At 73.4% G+C, this 26,995-nt stretch carries 26 protein-coding genes; 8 read left to right on the top strand and 18 right to left on the bottom strand.

The window, feature by feature from the left end:
* Window positions 1-11: 11 nt before the first annotated feature.
* Genes ACGFI8_RS40080 through ACGFI8_RS40065 form a run of 4 tightly spaced genes read right to left on the bottom strand, consistent with a single transcriptional unit; the run spans window position 12 to window position 3,112 of the window.
* Complete coding sequence (locus tag ACGFI8_RS40080; protein WP_392812725.1) at window positions 12-1,157, bottom strand: beta-ketoacyl synthase N-terminal-like domain-containing protein; 1,146 nt, start codon at window positions 1,155-1,157, stop codon at window positions 12-14.
* 7 nt (window positions 1,158-1,164) lie between these two features.
* Complete coding sequence (locus ACGFI8_RS40075; protein WP_392812783.1) at window positions 1,165-1,368, bottom strand: phosphopantetheine-binding protein; 204 nt, start codon at window positions 1,366-1,368, stop codon at window positions 1,165-1,167.
* Window positions 1,369-1,406: 38 nt separating this feature from the next.
* On the bottom strand, window positions 1,407-1,685 hold the full coding sequence (locus ACGFI8_RS40070) for an acyl carrier protein (RefSeq protein WP_392812723.1): 279 nt from the start codon (window positions 1,683-1,685) through the stop codon (window positions 1,407-1,409).
* A gap of 2 nt (window positions 1,686-1,687) precedes the next feature.
* A complete protein-coding gene (locus tag ACGFI8_RS40065) occupies window positions 1,688-3,112 on the bottom strand; it encodes a class I adenylate-forming enzyme family protein (protein ID WP_392812721.1) in 1,425 nt (474 codons plus the stop codon).
* A gap of 731 nt (window positions 3,113-3,843) precedes the next feature.
* Here ACGFI8_RS40065 and ACGFI8_RS40060 point away from each other — a divergent pair.
* From ACGFI8_RS40060 to ACGFI8_RS40040, 5 genes are all read left to right on the top strand, one after another.
* Window positions 3,844-4,761 carry a methyltransferase domain-containing protein gene (locus tag ACGFI8_RS40060; protein ID WP_392812720.1) on the top strand — a complete coding sequence of 306 codons (918 nt, stop codon included), beginning with the start codon at window positions 3,844-3,846 and terminating at the stop codon, window positions 4,759-4,761.
* Between the two features lie 2 nt (window positions 4,762-4,763).
* Complete coding sequence (locus ACGFI8_RS40055) at window positions 4,764-5,048, top strand: hypothetical protein (protein ID WP_392812718.1); 285 nt, start codon at window positions 4,764-4,766, stop codon at window positions 5,046-5,048.
* Window positions 5,049-5,133: 85 nt separating this feature from the next.
* Window positions 5,134-6,288 (top strand): glycosyltransferase, encoded by a 1,155-nt coding sequence (locus ACGFI8_RS40050; protein ID WP_392812717.1) that lies wholly within the window; start codon window positions 5,134-5,136, stop codon window positions 6,286-6,288.
* Between the two features lie 10 nt (window positions 6,289-6,298).
* Window positions 6,299-7,063, top strand: coding sequence for an ABC transporter permease (locus ACGFI8_RS40045; RefSeq protein WP_392812715.1), 765 nt, complete (start codon window positions 6,299-6,301; stop codon window positions 7,061-7,063).
* 15 nt (window positions 7,064-7,078) lie between these two features.
* On the top strand, window positions 7,079-8,032 hold the full coding sequence (locus ACGFI8_RS40040; protein ID WP_392812714.1) for an ATP-binding cassette domain-containing protein: 954 nt from the start codon (window positions 7,079-7,081) through the stop codon (window positions 8,030-8,032).
* Between the two features lie 430 nt (window positions 8,033-8,462).
* On the opposite strand, the gene ACGFI8_RS40035 is transcribed toward ACGFI8_RS40040, so the two are convergent.
* The gene (locus ACGFI8_RS40035; RefSeq protein ID WP_392812713.1) at window positions 8,463-9,710 is read right to left on the bottom strand and encodes a condensation domain-containing protein; all 1,248 of its coding nucleotides are present in this window, start codon (window positions 9,708-9,710) and stop codon (window positions 8,463-8,465) included.
* 68 nt (window positions 9,711-9,778) lie between these two features.
* Window positions 9,779-9,922: a hypothetical protein gene (locus ACGFI8_RS40030; protein ID WP_392812711.1), complete on the bottom strand. Its 144-nt coding sequence runs from the start codon at window positions 9,920-9,922 to the stop codon at window positions 9,779-9,781.
* Window positions 9,923-10,304: 382 nt separating this feature from the next.
* Here ACGFI8_RS40030 and ACGFI8_RS40025 point away from each other — a divergent pair, with 382 nt between their 5' ends.
* On the top strand, window positions 10,305-11,624 hold the full coding sequence (locus tag ACGFI8_RS40025; protein WP_392812710.1) for a condensation domain-containing protein: 1,320 nt from the start codon (window positions 10,305-10,307) through the stop codon (window positions 11,622-11,624).
* On the opposite strand, the gene ACGFI8_RS40020 is transcribed toward ACGFI8_RS40025, so the two are convergent.
* The 8 genes from ACGFI8_RS40020 to ACGFI8_RS39985 all read right to left on the bottom strand — a co-directional run bounded on the left by ACGFI8_RS40020 (window position 11,611) and on the right by ACGFI8_RS39985 (window position 20,160).
* On the bottom strand, window positions 11,611-13,008 hold the full coding sequence (locus tag ACGFI8_RS40020; RefSeq protein WP_392812709.1) for an FAD-binding oxidoreductase: 1,398 nt from the start codon (window positions 13,006-13,008) through the stop codon (window positions 11,611-11,613). The genes ACGFI8_RS40025 and ACGFI8_RS40020 overlap by 14 nt on opposite strands.
* 12 nt (window positions 13,009-13,020) lie before the next feature.
* Window positions 13,021-13,602, bottom strand: a complete 582-nt coding sequence (locus tag ACGFI8_RS40015) for an HD domain-containing protein (protein WP_392812708.1) — start codon at window positions 13,600-13,602, stop codon at window positions 13,021-13,023.
* Between the two features lie 10 nt (window positions 13,603-13,612).
* Window positions 13,613-14,260 (bottom strand): hypothetical protein, encoded by a 648-nt coding sequence (locus tag ACGFI8_RS40010; RefSeq protein WP_392812707.1) that lies wholly within the window; start codon window positions 14,258-14,260, stop codon window positions 13,613-13,615.
* Window positions 14,261-14,428: 168 nt separating this feature from the next.
* Window positions 14,429-14,770 (bottom strand): hypothetical protein, encoded by a 342-nt coding sequence (locus ACGFI8_RS40005; RefSeq protein WP_392812706.1) that lies wholly within the window; start codon window positions 14,768-14,770, stop codon window positions 14,429-14,431.
* Window positions 14,771-14,909: 139 nt separating this feature from the next.
* Window positions 14,910-16,934: an SIR2 family protein gene (locus tag ACGFI8_RS40000; protein ID WP_392812705.1), complete on the bottom strand. Its 2,025-nt coding sequence runs from the start codon at window positions 16,932-16,934 to the stop codon at window positions 14,910-14,912.
* Between the two features lie 3 nt (window positions 16,935-16,937).
* Window positions 16,938-18,206: a YqgE/AlgH family protein gene (locus ACGFI8_RS39995; protein WP_392812704.1), complete on the bottom strand. Its 1,269-nt coding sequence runs from the start codon at window positions 18,204-18,206 to the stop codon at window positions 16,938-16,940.
* A gap of 3 nt (window positions 18,207-18,209) precedes the next feature.
* The gene (locus ACGFI8_RS39990; protein ID WP_392812703.1) at window positions 18,210-18,566 is read right to left on the bottom strand and encodes a hypothetical protein; all 357 of its coding nucleotides are present in this window, start codon (window positions 18,564-18,566) and stop codon (window positions 18,210-18,212) included.
* A gap of 73 nt (window positions 18,567-18,639) precedes the next feature.
* Window positions 18,640-20,160: a CHAD domain-containing protein gene (locus tag ACGFI8_RS39985; protein WP_392812702.1), complete on the bottom strand. Its 1,521-nt coding sequence runs from the start codon at window positions 20,158-20,160 to the stop codon at window positions 18,640-18,642.
* A gap of 149 nt (window positions 20,161-20,309) precedes the next feature.
* Here ACGFI8_RS39985 and ACGFI8_RS39980 point away from each other — a divergent pair, with 149 nt between their 5' ends.
* Window positions 20,310-22,400, top strand: coding sequence for an alkaline phosphatase family protein (locus ACGFI8_RS39980; RefSeq protein ID WP_392812700.1), 2,091 nt, complete (start codon window positions 20,310-20,312; stop codon window positions 22,398-22,400).
* Between the two features lie 45 nt (window positions 22,401-22,445).
* On the top strand, window positions 22,446-23,225 hold the full coding sequence (locus ACGFI8_RS39975; RefSeq protein WP_392812699.1) for a class I SAM-dependent methyltransferase: 780 nt from the start codon (window positions 22,446-22,448) through the stop codon (window positions 23,223-23,225).
* Here ACGFI8_RS39975 and ACGFI8_RS39970 read toward each other — a convergent pair whose 3' ends face one another.
* The 4 genes from ACGFI8_RS39970 to ACGFI8_RS39955 all read right to left on the bottom strand — a co-directional run bounded on the left by ACGFI8_RS39970 (window position 23,226) and on the right by ACGFI8_RS39955 (window position 26,974).
* A complete protein-coding gene (locus ACGFI8_RS39970; protein WP_392812781.1) occupies window positions 23,226-23,831 on the bottom strand; it encodes a DedA family protein in 606 nt (201 codons plus the stop codon).
* The gene (locus ACGFI8_RS39965; RefSeq protein WP_392812697.1) at window positions 23,828-24,574 is read right to left on the bottom strand and encodes an MBL fold metallo-hydrolase; all 747 of its coding nucleotides are present in this window, start codon (window positions 24,572-24,574) and stop codon (window positions 23,828-23,830) included. Before ACGFI8_RS39965 ends, ACGFI8_RS39970 begins: the two co-directional genes overlap by 4 nt.
* Before the next feature lie 33 nt (window positions 24,575-24,607).
* Window positions 24,608-25,918: a condensation domain-containing protein gene (locus ACGFI8_RS39960; RefSeq protein ID WP_392812695.1), complete on the bottom strand. Its 1,311-nt coding sequence runs from the start codon at window positions 25,916-25,918 to the stop codon at window positions 24,608-24,610.
* 102 nt (window positions 25,919-26,020) lie between these two features.
* Window positions 26,021-26,974, bottom strand: coding sequence for an Lrp/AsnC family transcriptional regulator (locus tag ACGFI8_RS39955; protein ID WP_392812694.1), 954 nt, complete (start codon window positions 26,972-26,974; stop codon window positions 26,021-26,023).
* Window positions 26,975-26,995: the final 21 nt, after the last annotated feature.

Genomic DNA, 26,995 nt, shown 5'->3' with positions numbered 1-26,995 from the left:
TCCTAAACCGCTCATGCTTCTGCGCCCAGCAGCAGCGCGGTGTTGGCGCCGCCGAAGGCGGCGTTGAGGCTCAGCGCGTAGGCCGGCGCGGCGGGCCGTGCGGCGTCGAGCACGAGGTTGAGCGGGCACTGCTCGTCGGGGGCGAGGTAGCCGGCGTTGACCGGCAGCCGTCCGCCGCGCAGCGCGTGCAGCGTCACCGCGAGCTCCAGCACGCCCGAGGCCTCCAGGGCCTGGCCGTGCAGGGCCTTCGTGGACGACACGGGCACGGCGGCGGCGTGCCCGCCCAGCGCCGCGCGCAGCGCCTCGGCCTCCGCCGCGTCGCTCTGGGCGGTGCCGGAGCCGTGCGCGTTGACGTAGCCGACCTCGTCCGGCCCGATCCCGCCGCGGCGCAGCGCCATGGCGATCGCCCGGGCCATCCCGCGCCCCTGCGGGTGCGGCTGGCACGGGTGATGGGCGTCCCCGGCCCGGCCCCAGCCGGCCAGGGTCGCCAGCGGTACGACGGCGCGGTCGCGGGCCGCGGCGGCCGACTCGAGGACCACGGCGCCGGCGCCGTCGCCGAGCAGCAGGCCGCGCCGGTGCGAGCTGAACGGGCGGACCGCCCCATCGGCGGCGAACGCGCGGCCGGCGTCGAAGAGCGCGAACTGGTCGGCCTCCACGAGGTAGCCCCCGGCGACGACGACCCGCGCGGCCTCGCCGCGGGCGATGATCCCGGCCGCGTCGGCGATCGCGGTGCTCGCCGCGACGCAGGCGGAGGTGTACGCGCGGGGCGCGCCGAGCCCGGCGCCCGCGGCAAGGGCGGACGCGAACGCGGCGCCGCCGTGGCGGGGCCGGTCCGCGGGCGCCGAGCGGGCCAGCCGCGGGTCGCCGTGCACCGCCAGGAACAGCGGCGCGGCGGCCCGCTCGGCCGTGCTCAGCTTCGCCTCGTCGCACGCCTCGTCGACGAGCGCGGCCAGCTCGGCGGCGAGGTCCGGCGAGCCCGGCAGGGTCGCGGCCACGCCGACCCGCCGGCCGGTCACGTCGAAGCGGCCGACGGGCGCGAACGCCGGCGCGCCGGCGTCCAGCCCGGCGGCGAGCGCGCCCATGCCCCGGCCGAACGCGCTGAGCACGGCGACGCCGGTGATCAGCACGTCCGCGGTACGCCGGGTCGTCTCGGTCATCACGGCCTCACCGGGAGCCCGTCTCGACCTTCAGCCCGGCCAGCACCTCGACGGCGCCGCCGACGGTGGACATCCGGGCCAGCTCGTCGTCGGACAGGTCGAGCGCGGTGCCGTAGTGCTGCTCCAGCTGATGGATCAGCCATGCCAGCTCCAGCGAGTCGATCCCCTCGGCGACGTCCTCGGGCCGCCGGTCACCGTAGGTGGCCAGCATGGCGACGACCTCGTCGCGGGACGGTGCAGCGGTCACGCTCAGCTGCCCGCGGTCGCCGCGGCGGCCCGGCGCTCGGAGACGGCGGCGATGAACTCACCGACCGTCATGCCGGCGAGCTTCTCGGCCTCGTCGTCGTCGAAGCGCACCCCGAATCGGTCCTCGACGCGAACCGCGAGCTCGGCCAGCGACAGCGACTCCAGGTCGGCGCCGGCCGGGCCGAGCGCGGTGTCGTCGTCGATGTCGTCGGTGCTGTAGTTCATCTCGGTCAGCGAGTCCAGTAAGAACTGGCGGATCTCGGTGGTGGTCTCGTCGCTCATACTCAGGCGTTTCCTTCCTTCACGGACGCCGCGACCAGCAGGGCGCGGTCGCGGACGAGCTTGCCGGTGGCCGTGCGGGGCAGCTGCTCGACGACGCGCAGCACGCGCGGGCGCTTGAAGGCGGCCAGCCGCTGCGCGAGCAGCGCCTGCACCTGGTCCGCGGTGGTGTCCTCGCGCAGCATCACGTAGGCCTCAATGCCGCGGATCGCCTTGTCGTACGTCACGACCGCGGACGCCACCCCGGGCAGCGCCGCGAGGGTGTGCTCGACCTCGGTGAGGTCGACCTTGAGCCCGCCGACGGAGACCTGCGAGTCGTTGCGGCCGTGGATGCGGAACCGGCCGGTGGCGGGGTCGACCGTGCCGGCGTCGCGGGTGTGCAGCCAGCCGTCGGCCCAGCGGGTCGGGTCGACCAGGCCCAGGTACGGCGACTCGGCCAGCGACACCAGCAGCTCGCCGTCCTCCTCGCGCACCCGGAGGCCGGGCGCGGGGGTGAGGGCGGGGCGGTGCTCGCCGAAGAGGTCGGTCGCGATGACCCCGACCTCGGTCATGCCGTACATGTTGCCCAGGCGGATGCCGAAGCGGTCCGTGAAGGTCTCGTGCACCTCGGCGCGCACCAGCTCGCCGCCGGTGGTCATCCCGGTCAGCTGCGGCAGGTGCGGCGGCCGCGGCCCGGAGGAGAGCAGCTCGATGTGGAAGGGCACGCCGAGCAGCGTGGTCGGCTCGGGCCCGGCCGCGACGGCGGCGAGGATCCCGTCGGCCGTCATCCGCGCCGGTACCACCAGCTGCGCGCCGGCGTGCAGCCCGTACAGCAGGCCGCCGACGAGCCCGAGCACGTGCACCATCGAGGCCAGGCAGACGATGCGCTCGCCCGGCTGCGGCACGCCGGCGCCGATGGCCACGTACCGCTCCAGCTCCTCGACGAGGTTGGCCGCGGTGCGCGCGATGACCTTCGACGGGCCGGTCGAGCCGGAGCTGAGCTGCACCAGCGCGTGCGGGGTGTCGGCCGGGCGGCCGGGGTAGGTGGCGACGCGCTCCTGCACGTCCTGAAACCCGCGCAGCGGCCCGCCGGTGGCGTGCTTGGCGGACACCACCGCCTGCGGGGCCAGCCGCTGCAGGGCGGCGTCGATCTCGAACGGGGTGAGCCGGTGGTCCAGCAGCGTGGCCCGGGCGCCGAGGCGCCAGCAGGCGAGCAGGTTGGCGACGAAGGCCAGCGACGGAGCCAGGCACAGCGCCACGGAGTCGCCCGGCCCGTTGCGGCCGATGCCGGCGGCGGCCAGCACCGCCTGCTTCTGCTCGACGAGACGACGCAGCTCCGCGCGAGTGACGGGGGCGTCGAAGACGAGCGCCGGCCGGTCGGCGGGGCGGCCGGCGGTGTCCGCCAGCAGCACCTCGTCGACCCAGCTCGGGTCGAGGGCCGGTGCGGTCAACGGGCAACCCCTTTCCTCGTGCGGGCGTGACTCATCGGCGGGCCGGGGGCGCCGCGACCGCCGCACGGCGGACCGGCGCGCCAAGGCCCGCTTCGGGCAACGCGCGCAGGGTTGTACGCACCGACCGGGCCGGCCGACACTGGCCGCCGATCAGCGTGCACAACCCCCGAATGAACACACTGCGAAGATGCCGAGGGCTCGTGGCGCCTGGCTCGGTCAACGTTGCCCGAACACAAGTACCCGGCTGCTTAACGCATGAAATTGGCACCTCGACTAGGGATAGACCTTACGCAATCAAAGCCGTTTTACAAGGGTGGGCAACCTGACCATGTGACAGGATGTCCGTTCTGTCACGCGACCTCCCGGGAAAAATCGTTTGGATCGATACGGTCAGCATTTCCATGAAAGCTGAGGTCAGGCCGGGTCACGGCCCTATGCGAACTCTGCACAATCGGACATAAGCCGCAGGTTCGGACGGTACGGGTCGAGTTCGTCGCTACCGTCAGCAACGGGATGTCGAACGGTCGTTAGGTTCCTGCACTGCGGATATACCGACTGCGCGGGTATCCGGGTGAACGCTGTGTGCTGGTGGCGCGGCCTGGAGAGCGCGTTCGTGAAACTTCCGCGGGTCATTGACAAGCTTCGGCGCTGGGTTCATACAATGGCCGGGCTCGCCGCCTTTCCGGCCGCGTCCCCATTCCGGGTGCTGCTTCTTTCGGAGATTTGCGACTGTGAAAGCCGATACCGGTTCTGCATACCCGTCCGCGCCCGCCGGCCCAGGGCTCAACGCCGCGGTCGAGCGCTATTACGACACCACGCTGGACCTGTACGAGGACCTGTGGGGCGAGCACGTCCACCACGGTTTCTGGGACGCCGGCGAGCGCCCCGGCAGCGACGAGGAGCGGCACGCCGCGACCGACCGGCTGGTGCGCGAGCTCGTCGCGTTCGCGGGCATCCCGTCCGGCGCGCGCGTGCTCGACGTCGGCTGCGGCATCGGCGGCCCCGCGCTGTACCTCGCCGGGCCCCTCGGCTGCACCGTCGAGGGCATCACGCTCAGCGCCGCACAGGCCGCGCGCGCCAACGAGAAGGCGGCCGCGGCCGGCCTCGCCGAGCGGGCGCGGTTCCACCAGCGCGACGCGCTGGACAACGGCTTCCCGGACGCGTCGTTCGACGCGCTGTGGGCCGTCGAGAGCCTCATGCACATCGCCGACCGCGCCGCGTTCTTCGCCGAGGCCATGCGGCTGCTGCGCCCCGGCGGCGTGCTCGCCATCGCCACCTGGTCGGTGCGCGACGGCGAGCTCAGCGCCGAGGAGCACCGTGTCGTCGACCAGATCCTGCGCCACCAGGTGATGCCCAGCTTCTCCTCGCTGGAGGAGCACGAGCGGCTGGCCCGCGCGGCCGGCTTCGGCGAGGTGTCCATCGTGGACTGGAGCGCCAACGTGGCCAACTCCTGGGAGCCGACCTTCGCGCAGGTGCGCGAGCTGGACAACGGCCGCGCCATGATGCGCGACCTGGCCCGCGACCGCGGCGTGGACGTGCTCGGCTTCTTCTACGCCGGGCCGCTGATGCTCAAGGGCTTCAGCACCGGCGCGGTGACGTACGGCGCGGTCCGCGCGGTGAAGCCCGCGACATTACCGGCCGGGGACTGAGCATGACGACGCCGACGCCGACGCAGCTGGCGGTCGCCGAGCTGCTGCGCCAGGTGACCGGCGAGGACGCGGAGTGGCTGGCCGGCATCGGCCCGGCGACCCGGCTCGACGGCGACCTGTTCCTCGACAGCATCGAGCTCGCCGCGCTCGGCGAGCGGCTGGCCGCCCAGTTCGGCCCCGGCGTCGACCTCGCCGGGTGGGTGTCCGGGCTGGAGCTGGAGGCGCTGCTGACGCTGAGCGTCGCCGACGTGGCGTCCTATGTGGACGCTTCCGGCGGTGCACCATGAGCGGTCCGGAGCGAAGCGGAGGGGCCGCTCATCGGAAGCGCAGGTTCAGCTCATGCCGCTGCCGGAGCGGAGCGGAGGTTCCGGCATGAGCCGGTTCTTGTTCTTGTCCTTGCCACTCACCGGGCACGTCAACCCGATGGCGGCGGTCGCCGAGGCCCTGCTGCGCCGGGGCCACGAGGTGCTGTGGGCCGGCTCGGAGTCGTTCCTGCGGCCGCTGGTCGGCGAGGACGCGCGGATCCACCCGATCCCGCTGCGGGCGCACCGCGGGCAGGCCGAGCGTGGGCTCGACGCGACCCGCTCGCGGTGGGAGGGCTACATCGTCCCGCACGCGAAGAGCACCCGGAAGGGCGTCGAGGCGGCTGTCGCCGATTTCGCCCCGGACGTGCTCGTCGTGGACCAGCACGCGATCGCCGGCGCGATCGTCGCGCATGCGCACGGGCTGCGCTGGGTCTCCGTCGCGCAGACGACCATGGAGCTGACCCGACCGTTCCGCCGCGCGCTGCCCCGCGTCGAGGCGTGGATCGGCGAGCAGATGGCGGGCGCGTGGAGCGCCGCCGGCATGCCGGGCACTCCGCCGCACGACCTGCGCTTCTCCCCGCACGGCGTCATCGCGTTCACCGCCGGCGCGCTCGCCGGCGATCCGGCCGAGCTACCGTCCGATGTGGACCTCGTCGGCCCGGCGATCGCCGACCGCGCGCCCGATCCGGACTTCCCGTTCGACTGGCTCGACCCGGGCCGCCGGCACGTCCTGGTCACCATGGGCACCCTGTCGATGGACCTGGCGAAGGGGTTCTACCAGCGCGTCGCCGAGGCCCTCGCGCCGCTGGGCGAGCGGGTGCAGGCCGTCGTCGTCGCGCCCGACGGCACCCTCGCCGAGCCGGCCGGCCACGTGCTCGTGCGCCGCCGCGTGCCGGTGCTGGAACTGCTGCCGCACCTGCACGCGGTCGTCGCGCACGGCGGACTCAACACCCTCTCCGAGGCGCTGGTGCACGGGGTCCCGCTCGTCGTCGCGCCGATCAAGGGCGATCAGGCGCTCAACGCCAACGCCGTGCGGGACGCCGGCGCCGGGCTGCGGGTCTCCTTCGACCACACCCGCCCGGACGCGCTGCGGGCCGCCCTGCTGCGCCTGCTCGACGACCCGGCCTACGCCGCGGCCGCCCGGGCGGAGGGCGACCGGCTGCTGGCCGGCGGGGGAGCGGAGGCGGCCGCGGCCATCCTCGAGGCACACCACAACGATTGAGGCGATACGAGTGAAAGTACTTCGCGACACCTGGCTCATCTTCCAGCGCCACATCCTGCTCATGGTCCGCTCGCCGCTGTGGGTCTTCCTCGGCATCGCGCAGCCGGTGGTGTACCTCATCCTGTTCGCCCCGCTGCTCAAGCCGGCCCTGCAATCGATGGGCGCCACCTCGATGATCGACGCCTACCGCGTCTACGTCCCCGGCATGCTGGTCGCCCTCGCCATCGGCGGCGGCCTCTACGTCGGCTTCGGCCTGCTCGGCGACCTCGCCAACGGCGTCATCGAGCGCTCCCGGGTCACCACCGTCAGCCGGGTCGCGCTGCTGCTCGGCCGCGCGCTGCGCGACGTGGTCACGGTCATCGTGCAGTCGGTACTCATCACCGTGCTGTCGCTGCCGTTCGGCCTCATCACCAACATCGGCAACATCCTGCTCGGCTACGCGATCCTGGCGCTGATCAGCCTGGCGGCGGCGTCCATCTCGTACGGCATCGCCATCAAGGTGAACAACCCCAACGTGCTCGGCCAGGTCATCAACAACGTGGCCCAGCCGCTGATGCTGCTGTCCGGCACCCTGCTGCCGCTCGCACTCGCCCCGCTGTGGCTGCGCACCATCGCCGACTACAACCCGTTCAACTGGGCCGTCACCGGCATGCGCGCCCTCTACGCCGGCCACCCCGGCGACACGCACGTGTGGGGCAGCCTCGTGTTCTGCGGTGCGGTCGTCATCGCCGCGGTCGCCTGGTCGGCCAGCCTCTTCGCGCGCTCGGTCAAGTAGGTTAGGGGACACTCGATGATCAAGACCAAGGGGCTCAAGAAGTCCTACAAGACCCGGCAGAAGCGGCAGACCACCAGCGTCGACGCCGTGAAGGGCATCGACCTGGACGTCGCCGAGGGCGAGATCTTCGGCTTCCTCGGCCCCAACGGCGCCGGCAAGACCACGACCCTGCGCATGCTCGCCACGCTCATCCCGCCCGACGACGGCGAGGCCACCATCGCCGGGGCGAACCTGCGCACCGAACAGGCCCAGGTGCGGCGCAGCATCGGCTTCGTGGCGCAGGGCGGCGGTACCACCGACGACGTCACCGCCCGCGAGGAGCTGATCCTGCAGGCCCGCATGTACGGCATGAGCCGCGCCGAGGCCGCCACGCGCGCCGAGGAGGCGCTCGCCGCCTTCGACCTCACCGAGTTCGCCGACCGCAAGTGCAAGACGTACTCCGGCGGCCAGCGCCGCCGCGTCGACATCGCCCTCGGCATCATCCACCGCCCGCAGGTGCTGTTCCTCGACGAGCCGACCACGGGCCTGGACCCGCAGAGCCGCGCCCACATGTGGGACGAGATCCGCCGGCTGCGCGAAGAGGGCATGACGGTCTTCATCACCACGCACTACCTCGACGAGGCCGACGCCCTCTGCGACCGCATCGCCATCATCGACCACGGCGAGATCGTCGCCGAGGGCACGCCCGACGAGCTCAAGCGCGAGATCTCCGGCGACGTGGTCACCGTCGGCGTCGGCGAGCTGTCGGAGAAGGCCGCCGAGGTGCTCACGGACCAGCCCTTCGCCCGCGGCGTCGAGATCCGCGACGACGGCGAGCTGCGCCTCAACGTCGATGCCGGAGACACCGCGATCCCGCAGATCATGCGCGCCCTCGAGGGCGCCGGGGTGCCGCTGTCCACGATCGAGCTGCACCGCCCGACCCTCGACGACGTGTTCCTCACCAAGACCGGCCGCTCGCTGCGCGACTGAGGTCTTTGTCGCCGATGTGGCGCGAGGCTCGGCTGGTTCCAGCCTTGCCTCGCGCTCGACGACTCCGGGTCTTGGTGCATTTACGAAATATCGGATAAGTCCAGACGCTGGCGCGTCCGGGCTTATCCGATATTTCGGTGGCCGGCGGCCGGTCCGAACCGCGCCCGGTGCGAAACCGTGCGCGCCCGGCTGCCGGGCCGATCGAGAGGCGACTCCCGCGCATTTGAATGCACGCGAGTGTGCCCGGCCGCCCATTCATCCGCACCCGAATCGACGACCGAATGCAGCATCGCCCCCGCCCGCACCGAAGTCAACCACCACTATTTCAATTAACTGCAGGCCGGGAAGCTCTTGCGGGGCAAGCAGTCCGGGCACCCTATCCGTCACCCTACGGTTCGCGCGGATTGCTTCCGGAATTGCCGGGCAGCAATCAAATAGGCGGCGAATCGACACCGATCGGGGACAGTTCGCGGGCGATCGCGTGCAGGAACGTCGCCACGCGCGGGCGGTTCCAGCCGGGGCGGTTCACGCGCAGGATCAGGTCAAGGGAAGTCAGGCCCCGGGCGATCACGTAGAAGCCCGGGCCCGTTGTGCGGGCCGGGTCGTACCACTCCACCGTGGCCGGCGCCGGGGTGTCCTCGGAAGGGAAGCCGGGCGGGGCCAGTATCGGGTTGTAGTAGTAGCCGGGGTCGGCGTCCGCGTGCTCCGCGCGGATCGCCACGATCGCGTCGGGGGAGCAGAAGCCGTTCTTCAGCGCGTTGAACGACTTGAAGTGTGCCTTCGTCGCCGCGGCGTCGAACGGCTCGGCGGGGTCGAGGTCCAGCAGCAGCGGTACCCACTGGTTCAGGCTCGTCACCACGCTGGCGTGCCGCTCGTCGTAGCGGTTGGACGACATCGGGAAGAACAGGTGCGCGAGCTCGCCGGTCGCCGTGCACAGGGCCCGGTGATACGCCGTGAGCAGCACGGTGGCCAGGCTCACGCCCAACTTGGCGGCGGCGTCGTGCGCGGCCGGCATGGGCAGGCCGGTGTGCAGCGTGGCGCCGACCCGCTCGGGTTCGCAGGCGTCGTCCGCGAGCCGGGGCGCCGCCGCGAGCGTGCGCCGCCAGTACCGCTCGGCGGTGCGCAGCCGCCCGCCGCCGCCGTCCGTCTGCTGCTCCAGCGCCATTTCCAGCGGCCCGGGGGCCGGCGGCAGCTCCTCGCCGCCGAGCAGGCGCAGGAAGTCCTCCTGCATCACGAGCGCCGCGGCGCCGTCGGCGGCCATGTGGTTGACGATGACCAGCACCTGCGCCGGCCGCCCGGCGTCGAGCAGCAGCCAGGCCCGCCAGGGCAGCTCGCGGGTGACGTCGACGGCCCGCTGCAGCTCCCGTGCCTCGAGTTCGGCCCGCTCGGCGACGTCGGCGGTGCCCTGCCGGATCTGCTCGAGGAGCTCCGCCTTGCCGTCGTCGGACAGCCACTGGCGCGGCATCCGGGCGTCGTCCACGACGTACCGGGTGCGCAGGGATCCGTGGCGCAGCGCGAGCCGGGCCAGCGCGCGCCAGACATCCGCCTCCTCTGCCGGCGCGTCCGGGGGCAGGTCCCAGACGAAGGTCAGGTTGGCCTCCCAGGTCCGGCCGGCCGGCATCTTCTCGATGTCGCGCCAGACCGAAAGCTGGCCGACGGTGGCCGGGTAGGTCTTCACGCCGCCTCCACAGTGGACTCCGGGTCGGGGGCGGGCGGCCCCGAGGGAGGCCGCCCGCGGGGATTCGGTCAGCCCGAGACGACCTTGCGGCCCGAGACCGCAGCGCGGCCCGAGACGGCCTTGCGGCCCGAGACCGCAGCGCGGCCCGAGACCGCCTTGCGGCCCGAGACCACCTTGCGGCCCGAGACGACCTTGTGCTTCGTGTCCGACATGTTCACCTCCTTGGACGGGCGCGCACGCCGACGGTGCGGCATGCACGCGTGCGGCGGCGGCGATTTCCACCGACCGGTCGGATGTAATCGCGGCACGCCGAGAAAGATGGCCATTCACGGAGCTACCGTATTCGATGACCAAAAGAAGCATCGCCCGGCTTTCGGATCGTGTCAACCGGCAGGTCGCGGCTTCGTACTATTCAATGATTTGGGCGAGAATCGGGCATACCGTTCGGTAGCTTACGATGATTGAGTCGATCAATACCGCAAGCTTCTCGTGTTGCCCGGCAGGCGATAGGCTTCGGCGCGGGTGCTCGAAAACAAGCCCTGAGGCCCCCTTCCCGCACCCTTTCAAATCGTCCGTCCAGCTTGGAGCCCGTCAATGTTCGAGGGTGTCGCGACGCGCCTGCCCGTGACCTTTCACGGCGAGGGTTCCGGCGAGGGGGAATTGACCTGGGGGCAGCGCGAGATCTGGCATACGATGCGGCGCACCGGGCGCACGCTGAACATCGGCGGCGTCCTCGCGCTCCCGCCGTCGGCGACGGTGGCGGAGTACGCCGGGCTCCTGGAGTACCTCGTCGGCCGCCACCAGGCGCTGCGCACCCGGTTCGTCCTCGACGCCGGCGGGGACCCGGTCCGGCAGGTCGTCGACGCCACCGGCACCGTCCACCTCGACCTCGTCGACGGGCCCACCGAAGCCGAGGCCGAGGCTCTCCGCGGCCGGTACGAGTTCACGCCCTTCGACCTCGAGCGCGAGTACCCGATCAGGATGGGCGTGGTCGTGCGCGACGGCGCGCCGTCGCACCTCGTCGTGCAGTACAGCCACCTCGCCGTCGACGGCTTCGGCATCGACGCGATCGTGCGCGACCTCGCCCACCGCGGCGCCGAGCACCCGCCGCCGCCGTCCGGGCTGGCGCCGCTCGAGCTCGCCGCCCGGCAGCACTCGCCGGCCGGCCGGAAGCAGAGTGCGAAGTCCATCCGGTACTGGCGGAGCCTCCTCGCCGACGTCCCGCCCGCCCGGCTGCCGGGCTCCGACGACCCGCGCACGCCGCGCTTCCGAGAGCTCGTCTGCCGCTCCCCGGCGCTGCACCTGGCCCTGCGGGCGATCGCCGCGCGGACCCGGGCCGAGACCGGGCACGCGCTGCTCGCCGCGTACGCGGTCGCCCTCGCGCGGGTCACCGGCATCCGCCCCGTCGTCGCGCAGGTGCTGGTGAGCAACCGGTTCCGGCCCGACTGCGCGGACGCGGTGTGCCACCTGACCCAGCCCGGCCTGGTCGTCGTCGACCCCGGGCCGGGTGCGGCGCCGGTGCCGTTCGACGAGCTCGTCGCGCGGGTGTGGAAGTCGGCGACCGCGGCGTATCTGCACGGCTACTACGATCCGGCCGAGCACCGCGCGATGCTCGACGGCCTCGCCGCCGAGCGCGGCGCGACGATCGACCTGTCGTGCTTCGTCAACGACCGCCGCGGCCCGTCCGCGCCCGGCCCCGCACCGGACGGGGCGCAGGCCCGGGCCGCGCTGCCGCGCACCACCGTGCGCTGGGAGCGCGAGCTGCCAACCTACGACGGCCGCCTCTACCTGCAGGTCGACGCCGCCGAAGACGCGGTGCAGCTGGGCATCTGGGCCGACACCCACGCCATCGCCCCCGCCGCCGTCGAGCGCTTCGCCCGCGAGTTGGAGGCCGTCGCGGTCACGGCAGCCTGATCGACTGCGGCGTGTGGAAGACGTCGCCCGGGTCGTACGCCTGCTTGACCGCCTGCAGCCGCGGGTAGTTCGCGCCGTAGTACGCCGCGGGCCAGTCCTGCAGGTCGCGGTCGGCGTAGTTCTGGTACACCTCGCCGGTCAGATGCGGGCGGAGCGCCTCAGCGAAGTCGTCGACCCACGTCACGTTGGCGTCGGTCTCCTCGTCGCCGGGCCACTGCGCGATGATCGAGACGTAGTGCAGCGCCGAGCGGTGCACGAACGCCGTCGCGTCGGCCGGCACGCGGGCGATCGCGCCACCGGCGAGCAGGTCGAAGCGCACCATCGAGAAGCCCGACGGTGCCTGCCGGAAGCGCTCCACGAGCACCTCGAAGGCGTCCTCGTCGAACCCCGTCTCCGAGAAGTACCCCCCGAGCCACTTGGACTGCAGCCCGTACACGATCTCCTCGCCCATGACCGTCATCATGTCGAGGTAGCTCGTCTCGCCGATCGAGCTGAACAGCGGCTCGCCGAGCGCGTGGATCGGGGCGAAGGCCGCCTCGGCCTCGGCGGGCGGCCCGACGTACATGCCGTACATGGCGATGACCGGCTCGCCGTCCGGGTAGGGCTCGGTGGTCAGCAGCAGGCACAGCGCGAGCCGGTCGTCGGTGCGGCCCGCGTAGAGGTCGCGGTAGGCGCGGAAGATCTCCCGGGCCCGCTCGTACGGCCAGGCGATGATCCCGCCCACGACCGTCTTCGGCAGCGGGTTGAGCCGGTACGTGAGGCTCGTCACCACCCCGAACCCGGCCCCGCCCGCGCCGCGCAGCGCCCAGAACAGGTCCGGGTGCTCGGTCTCGCTGGCGCGCAGCAGGTTGCCCTCCGCGTCGACCAGCTCGGCCTCGAGGATGTGGTCGCAGCCGAGGCCGTAGGTGCGCCCGAGCGGCCCGTATCCGCCGCCGAGGCTGTAGCCTGCGTTGCTCACCGTCGGGCACTCGCCGCCGGGGCCGGCCAGCCCGTATTCCAGGCCGTCAGGCCCGGTGAAGGAGTGCCCGGCGTAGGTGACCTGGTCGATGTCGCGCCAGCCGATGCCGGGGCCGACCTTCACCGTACCGCCGGAAGGATCGAACACCACGTCGCGCATGGCGCCGACGTCGACGACCACGCCACCCTCCACAAGGGACAGGCCGCTGGCGTGGTGCCCGCCGCCGCGCACTGACAGCGGCAGCCCGTTGGCGCGCGCGAACCGGATCGCGGCCGCCACGTCGCCGGCGTCCGCGCACCGCGCGATCAGCGCCGGCCGGGTCCGGACCCGGGTGTTGAACAGGACGCGCGCGCCCTCGTAACCGGGGTCGTAGGGCGTGATGAGCGAGCCGTGGAAGGACGAAAGCGCCGAGAGGTCAAGCCGCACCGAGAGATCTTGTCACCGCCGCGGATCAACGGCAAGCGCCGCGAACTCCTCGACCAGGCGGCGCAGGCGGGCCACGACCGGCCGGTCGCCGAGGCGGCGCTCGACCACGCCGAGGACCTCCCGGTAGTTCCACAGCAGTTCGTCCGCGGTGCGCGCGCTGCGCTCGAACAACATCGGGCCGAATCGGTGCAGATCGTCCACAAGGGACTGCAGGCTGCACACCTTGTCGGCGGCGATGACGAGCAGCGACTCCGCGCCGGCCTCCGAGCGCATCCGGCCCAGATGCTCCCTCTTGCGCTCCCACCAGGTCAGGTGCCGCCGTTGCGCGGCGTCCGCGTCGGTGCAATCGTGGACGATTCGGTACACCTCGTCGCCGAACGCCTCGCGCAGCGCCCCGCGCTCGGTCGGCTGGTCCTCGAGCACGTCGTGCAGCAGCGCGCCGATCGCGGCGGTCTCGCCGCCGCCCTCCTCGAGCACGATCGCGCACGTCGCCAGGAGGTGGGAGACGTACGGCGTGCCGGTGTTGTGCCGGACCTGCCCGCCGTGGTGCCGCGCCGCGAACGCGAGCGCCTCCTCGAACCGTGGCGACAGCACCGGCAGCCCCCTACGCGATCATGGCCGCCATGTCCTCGAGCTGGCGGACCACCTCGGCGCGGTCCAGGCGACGGCCCAGCTGCAGGCCGCCGCGCGGCGGTGGCTCGTCGGGCCGGTAGTAGACCTGCGAGCGGAGCCGTTCCCGGGGTCCGCGCAGGACCAGTGTGGCGCACGCCTGCCGCCGGTCGGTGACGGCCTGATGCACGATGGTGGACGTGGTGACGTACTGGCCGTCGAGGGGCGCCCGCTCGACGAGCCGGAACGGACGTAACGCGATTGCTCCGGAATAGGCGACGTGGGCGATTCTTCCGCCGGCGTACGGCCGGTAGGTGAAGCGGCGCCATTCGGTGCTCTCCGCCGCCCCGATCGGCACCTCGTCGAGCTCGATGAAGTGCTGGTGGCCGCCGAGCAGGATCGAGCTGAACGGGAACCGGTGGTCGTGCGGCCGGGAGACGTGTTCGCCGGCGCGCGGTTCGGCCGGCCAGTAGTGCAGGGTGAGCCGGCTGCCGTCGCCGTACTCCGCGGCGACGATCTTCGTGAACCCGTTCACGTGCCGGTAGGGCGCCCCGGCCGGCGGGCGTCCGGCGCGCACGTCGGCGGCGAGCCGGTCGAGCAGCCCGGCGATGTCGAGGCGGTGCAGGAGCAGCGTGTTGCCCACGGCGCGTCCTTCGCAAGCTTGGCGCGGTATCCCACCCGGGAAGTACATATACAGCCTCCCGCGCACCGGTGTGGCGCCGGGGTGTAACGGCCGAATGAAACCCCTCCGCGGTGGGGGCGAAGGGGTTATCTGCCCGGGTGAACCGTGCGGCAGGTCAGCGCTGGGCCGTCAGCGCCGGGTGAACCGCTCGGCGGCGTCGACCACGCGCTTGAGCGTGTCCCCGGTCGCCTCGCGCAGCAGCCGGGCGGGCGAGCGCCCCTCGACCCCGGCCGCCCCGACCTCCCGCAGCCATCCCGCGGCCGCTCCGAGCCGGTTGGCCCGCGCGAACGCATCGGCCACCTCGACGGCCCCGTTCAGCCGGCCGGCCATCTCGGCTCGCCGGCGACGATCGGCGCGCCAACGGTTGAACTCGCTCACGGTGGCGGCGCCGGCGATGTACGCGGTCAGCTCCTCGCCCAGCAGCGCCACGCAACGGTCGATGCCGCTCGTCGACAGGACCCCCACGGTCATACCGCAAACGCTACCTGCACCCGGCCGCCCCGGCGAGCCCACGAACGTGCCACGCGCGATGCCGGATGCGACGATCCGCACATATGCGAAATGTCCGATATGTCGCGGCGCGCAGCGCCCGACATATCCGGATATCCGCTCAGGCCGCGGGCAGGTAGAACGCCGAGATGTCCTCGGCCAGGAGGTCGAGGACGGGCACGCCCCCTTCGAGGGCGGCGGCGAACGCCGCCCAGGAGTCCAGGCGGTACCCGCCCGCCTCCGGGAAATCGGCGCCGGTCAGGTAGCGCGGCAGCAGGAAGGCGTTCTGGACCAGCCAGTGGACGTAGCCGCCCTCCTCGCCCCAGCCCGGCAGGCCCCGCGTCGAGGTCAGGTAGGTGCGCAGCTCCGCCGCGGTGGTCCAGCGGACCATGCGCGACTCGTTCGTGAGGTTCTTGATGTACGGGTTGTAGAGCAGCGTCCCGCCGAGGCCGAAGTGCTCGCGGAACTGCTCCCACAGTAGCCGCTCGTCGCTGCCCGCGTAGGCCATGACCTCGGCGGCCGGCTCGGTCTCCAGGAGGTGGTGCAGGTAGGACCAGTTGGTGAGCGGGGTGAGCAGGCGGTTGGCGTCCTTGCTGAGCAGGGTCTGCACGATCGTGCCGGCGTTGCGCTCCAGGTCGTGCAGGGCGAGATGCGGCACGACCTTGATCGCGGCCAGGACGCTGTACAGCGACGGGTTGCGCTCGCCGTAGAAGATGCGCGCCACCGACCACGGGTCGGTCGGGCGCAGCAGCGACTCCGCGGAGCGGGCCGGCACGGAGTCGACGTAGTCCTGCAGCGACGCCACCCGCGGCGCGGCCGCCGGGTCGACGCGGCGCATCCAGCGGCGAAGGTCGGCGGTGAACGCGGCCATGAGCTCGTCGCGGCCGGTGACGCCGAAGTCGTCGAGGCAGATCGCCACGCGCACGCCGCGGGCGCTGAGCGCGGCGGCGGTGAGGGCCTGCACGGCGTTGATGAGCGACGCGCGGGCGCGCAGCCGGACCGGCCAGAAGAGCAGGCGGGGCCGCTGCGGCTCGTTGGCCCAGTCCACGCCCCAGCCGTAGCGGCGCTCCAGCTGGCGCAGCAGGGGGAGTACGCCGTCCGGGGCGGTGTTGCCGGGCTGGGAGAACAGCTCACGCTCCCACTCCAGGTGCCGCACCCGGCGGCGGGGGTCTACGCGCGGGCCGGCCGGCGGGACCTCGAGCCGGTCGGCGAGGCCGGTGAACAGGCGGTCGCCGTCGATGTCGCTGTAGAAGGTGACGAGCCCGGCCAGCCGGTCGGGCAGCCGCAGCGGGGCGGCGTCGTGCAGCGCCCACAGCACCCGCACCGGACGGGCCGCGCCGACCGCGCGCAGGGCGCCGGTGACGACGTCGTCCCAGCCGCTGTACCCCACGACGACCACCACGTCGCCGGTGATGAGCTCGGCCAGGGCCTGGGACGTGGCCTCCGGCACCGTCGCGTCGGGGGCGGGGTCGTGCAGCAGCGGCGAGCGGGTCTCCTCGCTGACCGGGCGCCAGAAGCCGTGGAGGTGGAACACCTGCACGGCGCCGTCGCCCTCGGGGCGGCGGTCCGGGCGTCCGTCGGGGGAGACCGGGACGCTCACCGCCTGCCGGCCGGTGTGCCGGACCGCGACCTCGAAGAGCGGGTCGAAGTTGGTGGTGAGCAGGCCGTTGCCGAACTCCTCGGGGCGCCCCGCCAGCAGCCGGCCCACGGCGCGTATCCCGGCCGGCAGCTCCCACCAGTCCAGGCTGTTCTCGACCCGCTCGCCGAGGCGCAGGTCGACGCGCTGCCAGATGCCGTGCGTGGCCAGGGGGGAGGAGGCCAGGTCGGGGGCGCGGTAGCCGGCCAGGACCGCCTGCTGCGCCACGACGTCGAACTCGCCGGAGGAGCGGCGGGCGGTGAAGACGCGCCGGTACGCGAGGTACACCTCGATCGGCAGCGCATGCGGCGGCAGCGACTCCCGGGCCTGGCGCAGCGCCTGGGTCAGCTCGCCGTCATCGCCGAGGCCGGCGGCGTAGCGGTCGGCCAGCTCGATGAGCTCCTCCAGCCCGGGCACCGCGGGCATGGTCATCCCGGCGCCCAGGATCAGCGTGATCGTCCCGCCGTGGCGGATGGCGGAGACGATCTCGTCGATCAGCCTGCCCTCCATCACCTACTCCCCTCCGGCCCGGGCGTGCAGGGTCGTCCACAGGTCGCGCGGGCGGCTCGACAGCGCCTCGCGCACCTCGGCGTCGCTGAGCAGCAGCAGCCCGCCGTCGAGGTCGGCCTCCAGCTGCTCGGGGCCCCAGCCGAGGTAGCCGGAGAACAGCCGCAGCCCGGCGATCACCGGGGCGAGCGGCTCCGGGTCGGCCGACAGCGCGATCACGCCGAGCCGGTCGCGGACCGGCCGGTACCGCAGCGGCGGCTCCACGTCGGGGCGCAGCCGGGCGACGGCGATGAACCCCTCGTAGCGGCTCAGCGGGCCCGCGTCGAACAGCACCGCCGGCGTGGTCAGCAGCCGCCGCCAGCCCTGCGGGATGTCGGCCGGCAGCGGATCGGCGGTCGGCCGGTTGATCCGCACGCCGACGGCGCCGCGGGTGCGGTCGTGGCGCAGGATCAGCACCGCCGCCTGGCGCAGGTCGCGGTCCTCGACGGCGGCGGTGGCCACCACGATCCGGCCGACGAGGTCGCGGTGGTGCCGGGCGGCGTTGCGCACCAACAGCAGCTCGTCGCCGGCGGAGCGCAGCTCGGGCAGCTCGAACCCGCGCTCGCGCAGCCGGTTGGTGACCTCCCGCCAGACGGTGCGCACATCGAGGACCGCGGGCCGGTCGGGCAGGCCGCCGCGCAGCACCCGCAGCAGCTCGCCGGTGAAGGCCGTGTACGGCTCGCCGGGCGGGGCCTGCGCGGTGCGGTTGCGCGGCGCCGAGACCAGCAGGCAGGTCTCGTCGGTGCCGGCCTGGTCGGCGACCATCCGGGTGCCGGTCTCGTCGGCGGCGAGGTGGCCGGTAGCCCGTCCGGCGTAGCAGCAGTCCAGGATCACCAGGCGGCGCCGCGCCCGGCTGCCGGCCACCGCCCGGCGGATGTGCTCGAAGGGCAGGCCGGCCTCGTACGGTACCGCCGGATCCGTGTCCCGAAGGCCCAGCACCAGGCTGCCGTCGATCGGGTCGACCAGCCCGTGGCCGGCGAAGTAGACGACGAGCATCCCCTCCGCGGCGGTCTCGTCGGCGGCCCGCCGCAGCACCCGGCCGACCTCCCGGGCGTCGTCGGGGTCGGCCAGCACCGTGCAGTGCTCGGGCGCCAGCCCCCACAGGTCGGGGTCCTGCAGCGCCCCGGCGAGTCCGTTGAGGTTGCGGGTGATCGCCGGTACCTCGGGTAGCGACGCGTACCGCGCCCCACCGACGAGCACTGCCCGCGACGCGCGCGGGTCGGCCAGCTCCGCCACCGCTCAGCCGTCGAGCGCCCGGGCCGCGGCGGCGACGGCCGCCGGGTCGGCGGACTCGATGCGCACCGACACGCCGTCGGGGTCGGTCCGGGTCAGCACGACCGTCGGCGCGGCCGGCCGGGTGCGCCGCCAGTTGGACACCGCGAGCAGCAGCTGCCCGACCGACAGTCCGGTGCCGAGCACGAGGCTGATGATCTCGACGGCGGCGCCGAGCTCGCCGGGCCGATCGGCCATCGCCAGCCCGATCTCGGACTGCACGACGTCGCGCTCGCCGGTCAGCCACTGCTGCAGGCTGAGCAGGGTGTCGATGTCGGGTGCCGGACCGTCGCCGAGGGCTTCGAGGTGGATCTGCAGCTGCACTGGTCAACCCGGGGTTGTGGAGGGCGCGGACTTCGAACCCTATCGAACCCGCGCACCTTCTGTCACCCGGTGCTCACCCGAACAGCGCCCGCTCCGCGCGCCGGGCCCGGCGGCTGGTCTTGGGCAGGGCGTCCAGGGCCTGCCGGCCGTGCTCGCCGGTGCGGGCGTGCAGCAGGCCGTACGTGAAGGCGTTCTCCCCGGCCCCGTGGGCGCTGAGCGCGTAATCGCGCAGCAGGTCACAGGTGACCAGGGCGTCCTGGTGGGCGCCGAGCATGTCCTGCATATCGGTGAGCCGGCCGGCGAGCGTCGTGGCGCGCTTGCCGGCCAGCGGGACCACCAGCTCCACCGCATACCTGGCCCGCTTGTAGGCCTTGCGCGCCGCGTGTAGCAGCTGGTCGGCGGTCGGCTCGCCCGGCGCCGGCGGCCGTTTGGCGGCCCGGGCCTGCGCGCGGGTGGCCGAGGCGAGCCGGGCGTCGGCGCGGCGCAGGGCCCGGTGGGCGCGGCGCATGAGGCGGCGGGGCGGGATGCGGTCGGGCTCGGCCGTGCGCGTCACGAGCGCGTCGATGTCGTTGAGCAGCGTGGTGTACCGCTCGCTGTCCAGGCCCGCGGTGAGCGTCTGGCGCGCCTCGGCGGCCCGCTCGGCCAGCAGCGAGGTGATGCGCGCCGCCACCGGGCCGACGACCAGCTCGGCCGGCTCGGCGGCGACGAGGCCGGCCAGGCGCTCGGCCATCACGTCGCAGTCGCGGACCTCGCCGAGCAGGCCGGTGACCCACTTGATCTCGTCGTGCAGGGCGTCGAGGTCGCCGGACAGGACGGGGGCGAACGAGCGCAGGGTGGAGCGCAGCCGCCGGGTCGCCACGCGCATCTTGTGCACCGCCTCGGCGTCGCCGTCGCGCACGTGCGGGTCCTGCTCGACGAGCGCGTCGCGCTGCGTGGCCAGGTAGGCGGCCAGCGCGCGGCGGGCCTTGGAGCCGCGCGGGCGGGTGTGGTCCGGCGCCGGGTAGTCCCGGCCGAGGGCCTCGGCGAGTTTCGACGGGCTCTTCGCCGGGCGCGCGCCGGCCTTGCGCAGCGCCGCGTCGAGCCGGGCGAGGGCCTCGCCGGGGCCGTCGACGAGCTCGATTTCCAGCTCGTGCCACTTGCGGGCGGCGCCGCCGCGTAGCGACTCGGTGCGCACCCGGTCGTCGGCGACGAGCGCGACGGTGCTGCCGTCGGCGGCGCGCAGGGCCCGCTCCACGCGGTGGGTGCGGATCCGCGCCACGGGGGTCAGTTCCTCGCCGCGGGCGAGCGCCCGGACCTGGTCGGTCACCGCGCGCGGCGGGGTGCGGTGCCGGTTCTTCGCCGGGACCTGCAGCTCGCTGCGCTCCCCGCCGACCGGGCGCTTGAGGTGCCAACCGGCGTCGTTGCCGCCGCTGCGGCGGCGCAGCGTGACTCGGCCCCGGGCCAGGCGCAGGCCCTCGGTGTCGTAGTACACGGCGTCGAGCCGCTGGTCGTCGGGCTCGCCGACGGTCGCGACACCCCCGATCCCGGTCAGGTCGGGCAGTGCGAAGCCGTCCGGCACCCGGTACTTGCGTTCCACCTCGAGCTTCCCGTCCATGCTCCCCATTCTCGCAGTGAATTCGTCACCATGTCGGTTCTTATGCCGGCCTGACGCCCGACTTGTGCCGGTCTGATCGGATGCGGTGCGACCGGGGTCACTCCGACCGGTTATCGGACCGGTGACCCCCGCGGCCGTAATCTTGGGGCGTGGGGGTCGTCAGGCAGCGGGTGCGTTTCGCGATCCGGCTGCTGCGGGACTGGCGGCTCACGGTCGCGTGGGGCAAATCGCTGCTGCGCTCCGGCCTGACCAGCTTCGTCGTCCTGGCCGTCACCTTCTGGCTGCTGCCCGGCGTGCGCGCCAGTGGCGGCCCGGCGGCCCTCGTCGAGCTCACGATACTGCTCGCGGTCATCGGCACGCTGATGCGCCTGGTGCTGCTCGGCATCGCGGTCGTCGTCGGCGGCGTGGGCGTGCTCGCCCTGGGCGTGGTCATCCAGGCCGTCGTGCTGTTCACCGCGCTGCGCCTGGGCCAGGGCGTCAGCGTCGACTCGTTCGCCGACGCCTGGATCGCGAGCTGGTTCGCCGCCGCGCTCACCGCGCTGGTCAACTGGCTCGCCGACGCCGGCAGCGAGGACGTCTTCCTCGGCCAGGCGCTGCGGCAGATGGCGCGGCGGCACCGCGGCATCCCCGCCACCGAGCCCGGCCTGCTCATCGTCCAGATCGACGGCCTCTCCGCGCCGCTGCTGTCGTGGGCGGTCAAGGCCGGCAACCTGCCCAACCTCGGCAAGTGGCTGCGCACCGGCACGCACGCGATGGTGCCCTGGCACACCGGCATGCCGGCGACCACTCCGGCCAGCCAGGCCGGCATCATGCACGGCGACCGCACGCAGATCCCGGCGTTCCGGTGGTACGAGAAGGACGGCGCCCGGCTGGTCGTGACCAACCGCCCGCGCGACGCCGCCGACGTCGAGGCCCGCATCTCCACCGGCCGCGGGCTGCTCGCCGACGGCGGGGTGAGCATCAGCAACGTGTTCTCCGGCGATGCGCCGGTGAGTCTGCTGACGTTCAGCAATGCCGCCCTGCCGGGACGCTCCGCCCGCGGTTACCTCGCGTTCGTGGCCAGCCCCTACGGCTTCGCCCGCGCGATCGTGCTGTCGGTCGGCGAGATGCTCAAGGAGATCCAGCAGGCGCGCCGGCAGCGGTTTCGCAACGTGTACCCCAGGGTGCCGCGCACGGCCGCCTACGTGGCCCTGCGCGCGGTCACCAACGTGCTGCTGCGCGACCTCAACGTCTCGCTCATCGCCGAGCAGATGAGCCGCGGCGCGCCGGTCGTCTACTGTGACTTCGTCGACTACGACGAGGTCGCGCACCACGCCGGGCCGCTGCGCCCCGAGGCCATGCAGACCCTCGAAGGGCTCGACCGGGTGCTGGGCACCCTGCACAAGCTGGCCCGGGTGGCCGGCCGTGACTACCGGATCGTCGTGCTCTCCGACCACGGGCAGAGCCAGGGTGCGACGTTCAGCCAGCGGCACGGCGTGACGCTCGAACGCCTCGTCGCCGACCTGGCCGGCAACGGTAGTGAGGCCCTGCAGACGAGGACCGGCGGCCCCGACGACGAGGACTGGGGCCGGGCCAACACGCTGCTCGCCGGGGTGTCGAACCAGACCCGCTCGTGCGGCCCGGTCACGCGACCTCCGCTCCGCTCCGGACCGGCCGCGAACCGCCCGCGCGGCGAGGTGGTCACGATCGCCTCGGGAAACCTGGCCATGCTGTACCTCACCGACGTCCCCGGCCGCGCCGACCTGGCCACCGTCGAGGCGCTGCGCCCCGGCCTGGTCGAGGGCCTGGCCAAGCACCCCGGCATCGGCCTGGTCGTCGCCGAAGGCCCGGACGGCCCGCTCGCCATCGGCCCGGCCGGCCGCCACCTGCTGCGCGACGGGCGCGTCGAGGGCGAGGACCCGCTGGTGCCCTACGGCCCGTCCGCCGCCGCCGACCTGCTCGCCCACCAGGCCATGGCGCACGTCGGGGACCTGGTCGTGCTCAGCCGCGTCGACCCCGGCACCGAGGAGGTCGCCGCGTTCGAGGAGCTCGTCGGCTCGCACGGCGGGATCGGCGGCTGGCAGACCGAGGCGGTGCTGGTCCACCCGGCCGACTGGCCGCTGCTGTCGGCCGAGCCCCGCGGTCCGGTCGCGATCCACGACCAGCTGGTCGCCTGGCTCGACGACCTCGGGCTGCGCGCCCCCGTGCTCCGGCCGCTCGACGAGGACCCTCCCTTGTCCGGCAGAGTTCGAGGTGTTTAGATCGTTGGAACTCTGCCCCAGCGCGCCCCAGGAGGACCAGGCTAGATGGCTGACGGCGCGTTACGGCCCTGGAACTGGGAGGACCCGCAGGAGCTCGCGGCCACGGTCGACCGGTTCACCGAGGACCTCGCCCGCGTCGAGAAGCTGTCGCTGGAGCTGAGCGCGGCGGTGCTGGACCGCTCGCACTTCGACCGGCTCGGCCTGACCGGCATCGAGTTCGCCGCGTTCAAGACCCGCCACCCGCAGGCCCTGGGCACCGACCTCGTCTCGCTGATCGCGGCGGACGGCGCCCGCACCGGGCCCGGGCAGGTCTACCGGATCGACGACGCGGCCTACTTCGCCGAGATGGACATCACCGGGACGCTGCCGGTCGCCGACGACACCGTCGACTGGGTCTACGCCGAGCACCTCATCGAGCACGTGACGCTGCACGCCGGCATCGCCTGGCTGACCGAGGTCCGGCGCATCCTGCGCCCCGGCGGCCTGCTCCGGCTCACCACGCCCGACCTGCGGGTGTACGCCGAGAGCTACGTCAACGACGACGGCTTCTTCGGCAAGCACCGCCGGCGCATGAACCGCGCGCTGAGCGGGGTCGCGCCCGCCATGCCGGAGCGCGGGGCGTTCATGTTCAACCAGCTCTTCTACGTGTACGGCCACCGCTGGCTCTACGACCTCGAGGAGCTGCGCCACGCGCTGACGTCGGCCGGCTTCGCCGAGGACGCGATCGCCGTGCGGGCCTTCCGCGAGGGCGCCCGCCCCGACGTCGCCGAACTCGACCAGGTGCTGCGCAACGACGAGACCATCTACGTCGAGGCTGTGGCCTGACTATGGCCTGACGTCGGCCTCGCTGCCGACGCCGGCCCGGCTCTGCCGGCGCCGCTCGACCCACCCGGCGATCTGACCGGCGGCGAGGACGATCACGATCGCGGCGGCCACGCCCTGCCACGGCTGCGGAAACACGTTGCGGCTGAGCAGTCCGATCGCGGAGTACGTGCCGGCCCACAGGGCGCACGCGGCGACGTTGGAGACGATGAAGGTACGCCAGGACAGCCCCACGATCGCCGCCGTGAGCAGCACCGGGATCCGGCCGCCGGGCACCAGCCGGGACACCAGCAGGGCGCTCACCGGCCGCCGCCGCAGCCGCTCCCGCACCGCGCCGGCGAGCCGCCACGGCTGGCGCAGCAGCCGCAGCCGCCGGGTGAGGGCCTCGCCGCCGGCGCGGCAGATGGCGAAGGTGACGGCGTCGCCAAGGTACGCCCCGAGCCCGCCCACGGCGACCACGACGGGCAGCGCCAGCGGGTTGTAGTGCGCGGCCAGGACGGCGGTCGCGCTGACCGCCGCGCCGGTCGGCAGCACCGGCACCGTTGAGCCGATCGCCACCACCGCGAAGGTCACCGCGAGCGCGGCGACCAGCCCCCCGAACGTGATCACCAAAGCGTCAGGCTCTCGCCGGGTGCGAGCACGCGCACGTCGGTCGCCGGTGAGGCCGTGCGGGTGTGCGCGGCGAACTCGTCGCCGGGCCGCACGAACCGGTCCGGCCGTACCCTCCGGCAGCCGACCGGCCACAGGGTGCCCCAGTGGATCGGCACCGCCTTGGCCGGCCCGACGAGCCGCATCGCCTCGGCGGCGCCGGCCGGGTCGAGGTGGCCGGGCCCGAGCGTCCAGCCCCAGCCCCACACCGGTACCAGCGCCAGGTCGACCGGCCCGATCTCCTTCATCTCGTCGAACAGCCCGGTGTCGCCGCCGAACCACGCCGACCGCTCGCCGCCGACCACGTAGCCGAGCGCCACCGCACGGATGCGCGACTTCGGCGTGCGCCCGCCGTCGTGCGCGGCCGGCACCGCCCGCACCGTCACCGCGCCGACCGAGGTCTCCTCCCCGGCGCGCAGCTCGGTGAAGTCGCGCTCGCCGAGCCGGGCGCGCAGGAAGGCGGCCGCACCGCGGGGCACGATGAGCCGGGTGGCGCGCGGCAGCATCCGCAGCGACGGCAGGTCGCAGTGGTCGGAGTGCAGGTGCGACACGACGACCGCGTCCGGCGGGTGGGCCAGCACCGGCCGCGGCCCGCGCCGCCGGTGCAGGTGTGCCAGCCGGTTGCGCAGCACCGGATCGGTCAGGATCGTGACCCCGCGCTCACGGATCGCCACGGTCGCATGGCCCCACCAGGTGACTTCCATGCAGACATCTTCCCTCGCGGGCGGATGCGCACGTCAGAAGGTGGGCGACCCCGGGTCGAGGGCGGCGGCGACGGTGAAGTCCTCCATCTGCTGCAGCAGCCGGCGCAGGTCCCCGATCGGCAGGTAGGCGGTGTCGACCTCGGTGGTGATCTGGACCGTGTCCGGGACGTCGTCGACGTTGATCATCAGCTTCTCGTTGAAGTACGGCATCGGGGTCTCCGAGACCATCTCGCTGGCGGGCAGCGCGGCCTCGTCCAGCGCCTCGGCCGGCGGCCGTTCGCTGATCCGCCGGTCGTTGTAGAACACCGCCAGGTCGATCGGCTCGCCGCGCTCCTTGCCGATGCGGTCGATGAGCGCCAGTCGGGTGCCGGGGTCGTAGTAGGCGTACTTCGACGCGCTCATCGACGCCTGGCGGGCCCGGGACACCGCCTCGGCCGCCGTGACGCCCCGCACGTCGAAGACGACCAGGCCGTTCTGGGCGAGCGGGGAGACCACGTCGGCCAGGCCGGGGCGGAACCGGTTGCTCACGATGACCTGCGAGGCGAACGGCCCGCCGCCGGCGACCCGGCCGAAGGCGACGCCGTACGCCGCCAGCAGCACCGGCGCGGCGTCGACCGACAGCCGGGCGGCCAGCCGTTCGCTCGCCAGGTACAGCGCGGGGGAGCGCCACACCACCTGGCGGAACCGTGCGCCCTCCGGCTTCGCGTACCCGGCGAAGCGCTGCGGCTCGATCGCGCGCAGCTGCGCCTCCCAGTACCGCATCGCGTTGTCGGTGTGCCGTCCGGAGGCGCGCTGCGCGGCGGCGATCTCCAGCGGGCCCGTCGCCGCGTGCGAGCCGATCGTGTCCCGCTCGGCCAGCTCGCTGACCATCATGGCCAGCCCGCTGCCGTCCGCGGCGATGTGGCAGACCATGACGACCACGTGCGTGATCGGGCCGCCCTCGCCGGCGCGGACCACGGCCATGCGGATCGGCCACTCGTGCGCGTAGTCGAAGTTGCGCGCCTTCCAGCCCGCGTACACCTCGGCGGCGAGCGCCCCGGCGCCGTCGGCGGACGCGGCGGTGTGCACCTCCAGGAAGGCCTCGCCCGAGCCGAGGATCTCCTGGGTCGTCGCGCCGTCGGGGGCGAAGCGCAGCAGGCTGCGCATCGCGGGGTACCGGCTCATGAAGAACCGCAGCTCGCCGGCGAAGTCGTCGACGGTGCGCCCGTCCAGGACCGGCACGACACCGCCCATGCTCATCGACGTGTTCACCTCGACCATAGCCCGCCACACCTGCTGCTGGCCCCAGGTCAGATCGCCGCATCCGGCGCCGTCGCCCGTGAAGGGCACACTGATGCGCTCCATGGGAGGTGATCGTCCCACGCCCATTGACAAAGGCAAGAAGACGAATGGTCCAGGTCGCTTGCTGTACGGCCAATCCCGCGATCGCCTCCGCGGCCGGTCGCCTCAAGGTAATGCGCCGACTTGCTTGACGTGCCGGATCGATGGCGCCGACTCCAGCCGGTCCACGCCCGGCAGTGGCCCGACCCGACGCGTGACGTACTCGTACAGCCCGGCCATGTCGCGGCAGATCACCGTGGCCACGAGGTTGGTCTCGCCGGTCGTCGCGGCGGCGAAGACCACCTCGGGGTGCTCGGCCATCGCCCGGCCAACCGCCTCCAGGTGCGCCGGTGCGACGCTGAGCCACAGCAGGAACCGGGCGTTGTACCCGAACAGCGACGGTTCCACCTCCACGTCGAAGAACACCGCGCCGGTCCCGCGCAGGTGCTCCAGCCGGCGGCGGACCGTCGACTCCGACCAGCCGGTCGCCGCGGCCAGCTGCGGGTAGCCGAGCCGCCCGTCGCGGCTCAGCGCGGCCAGCAGCGGCCGGTCGGCGTCGCTCAGCGCCGGCACCGCGTCCGGGGCCGGCGGCGCCGGCCGCAGCCGGTCCATCTGCTCGGCCGACAGTCGCGTCATGCGCGTGTCACCCTCGGCCCCACCGGCGAACTGGTGCATCAGGCAGTGCGCGCGCACCGACACCACCCGCGGGGTGCGCGGCAGCTTCTGCAGCAGCAGCGCGTCGCGGTCGGCGGTGCCCGGGTTCTGCACGACGCAGATCACCTCCGTGCCGCCCGAGGTGAGCGTCACCCACGTCGTGTCCGGCCGCCGGGCGAGGGCCTCGGCGATCGCGGCCGCGCTGTCGGGCGTGGTCTGCAGCCGGATGAGCCACCTGTCGTACCCGAGCCGAGCCCCGTCGGGCAGCCCCGCGACGCGCAGACCGGCCTCGGTGCACAGCCGGCGGTACCGCCGGGCGACCGTCTGATCGGAGACTCCCAGCACCTCGGCGAGCGTGCTGAACGGCACCCGCCCGTCCAGCCGTAGCCCGTCGACGATACTCAGGTCGAGCGTGTCGAGTTCCACCAGCGGACTCTATCGCCTGTC

The sequence above is a fragment of the Dactylosporangium sp. NPDC048998 genome (assembly GCF_043197855.1).
In the GTDB taxonomy this organism is placed as follows: domain Bacteria; phylum Actinomycetota; class Actinomycetes; order Mycobacteriales; family Micromonosporaceae; genus Dactylosporangium.
The sequence above is the reverse complement of the archived record's forward strand: the minus strand, read 5'-3'. Positions and strand labels throughout refer to the sequence as shown.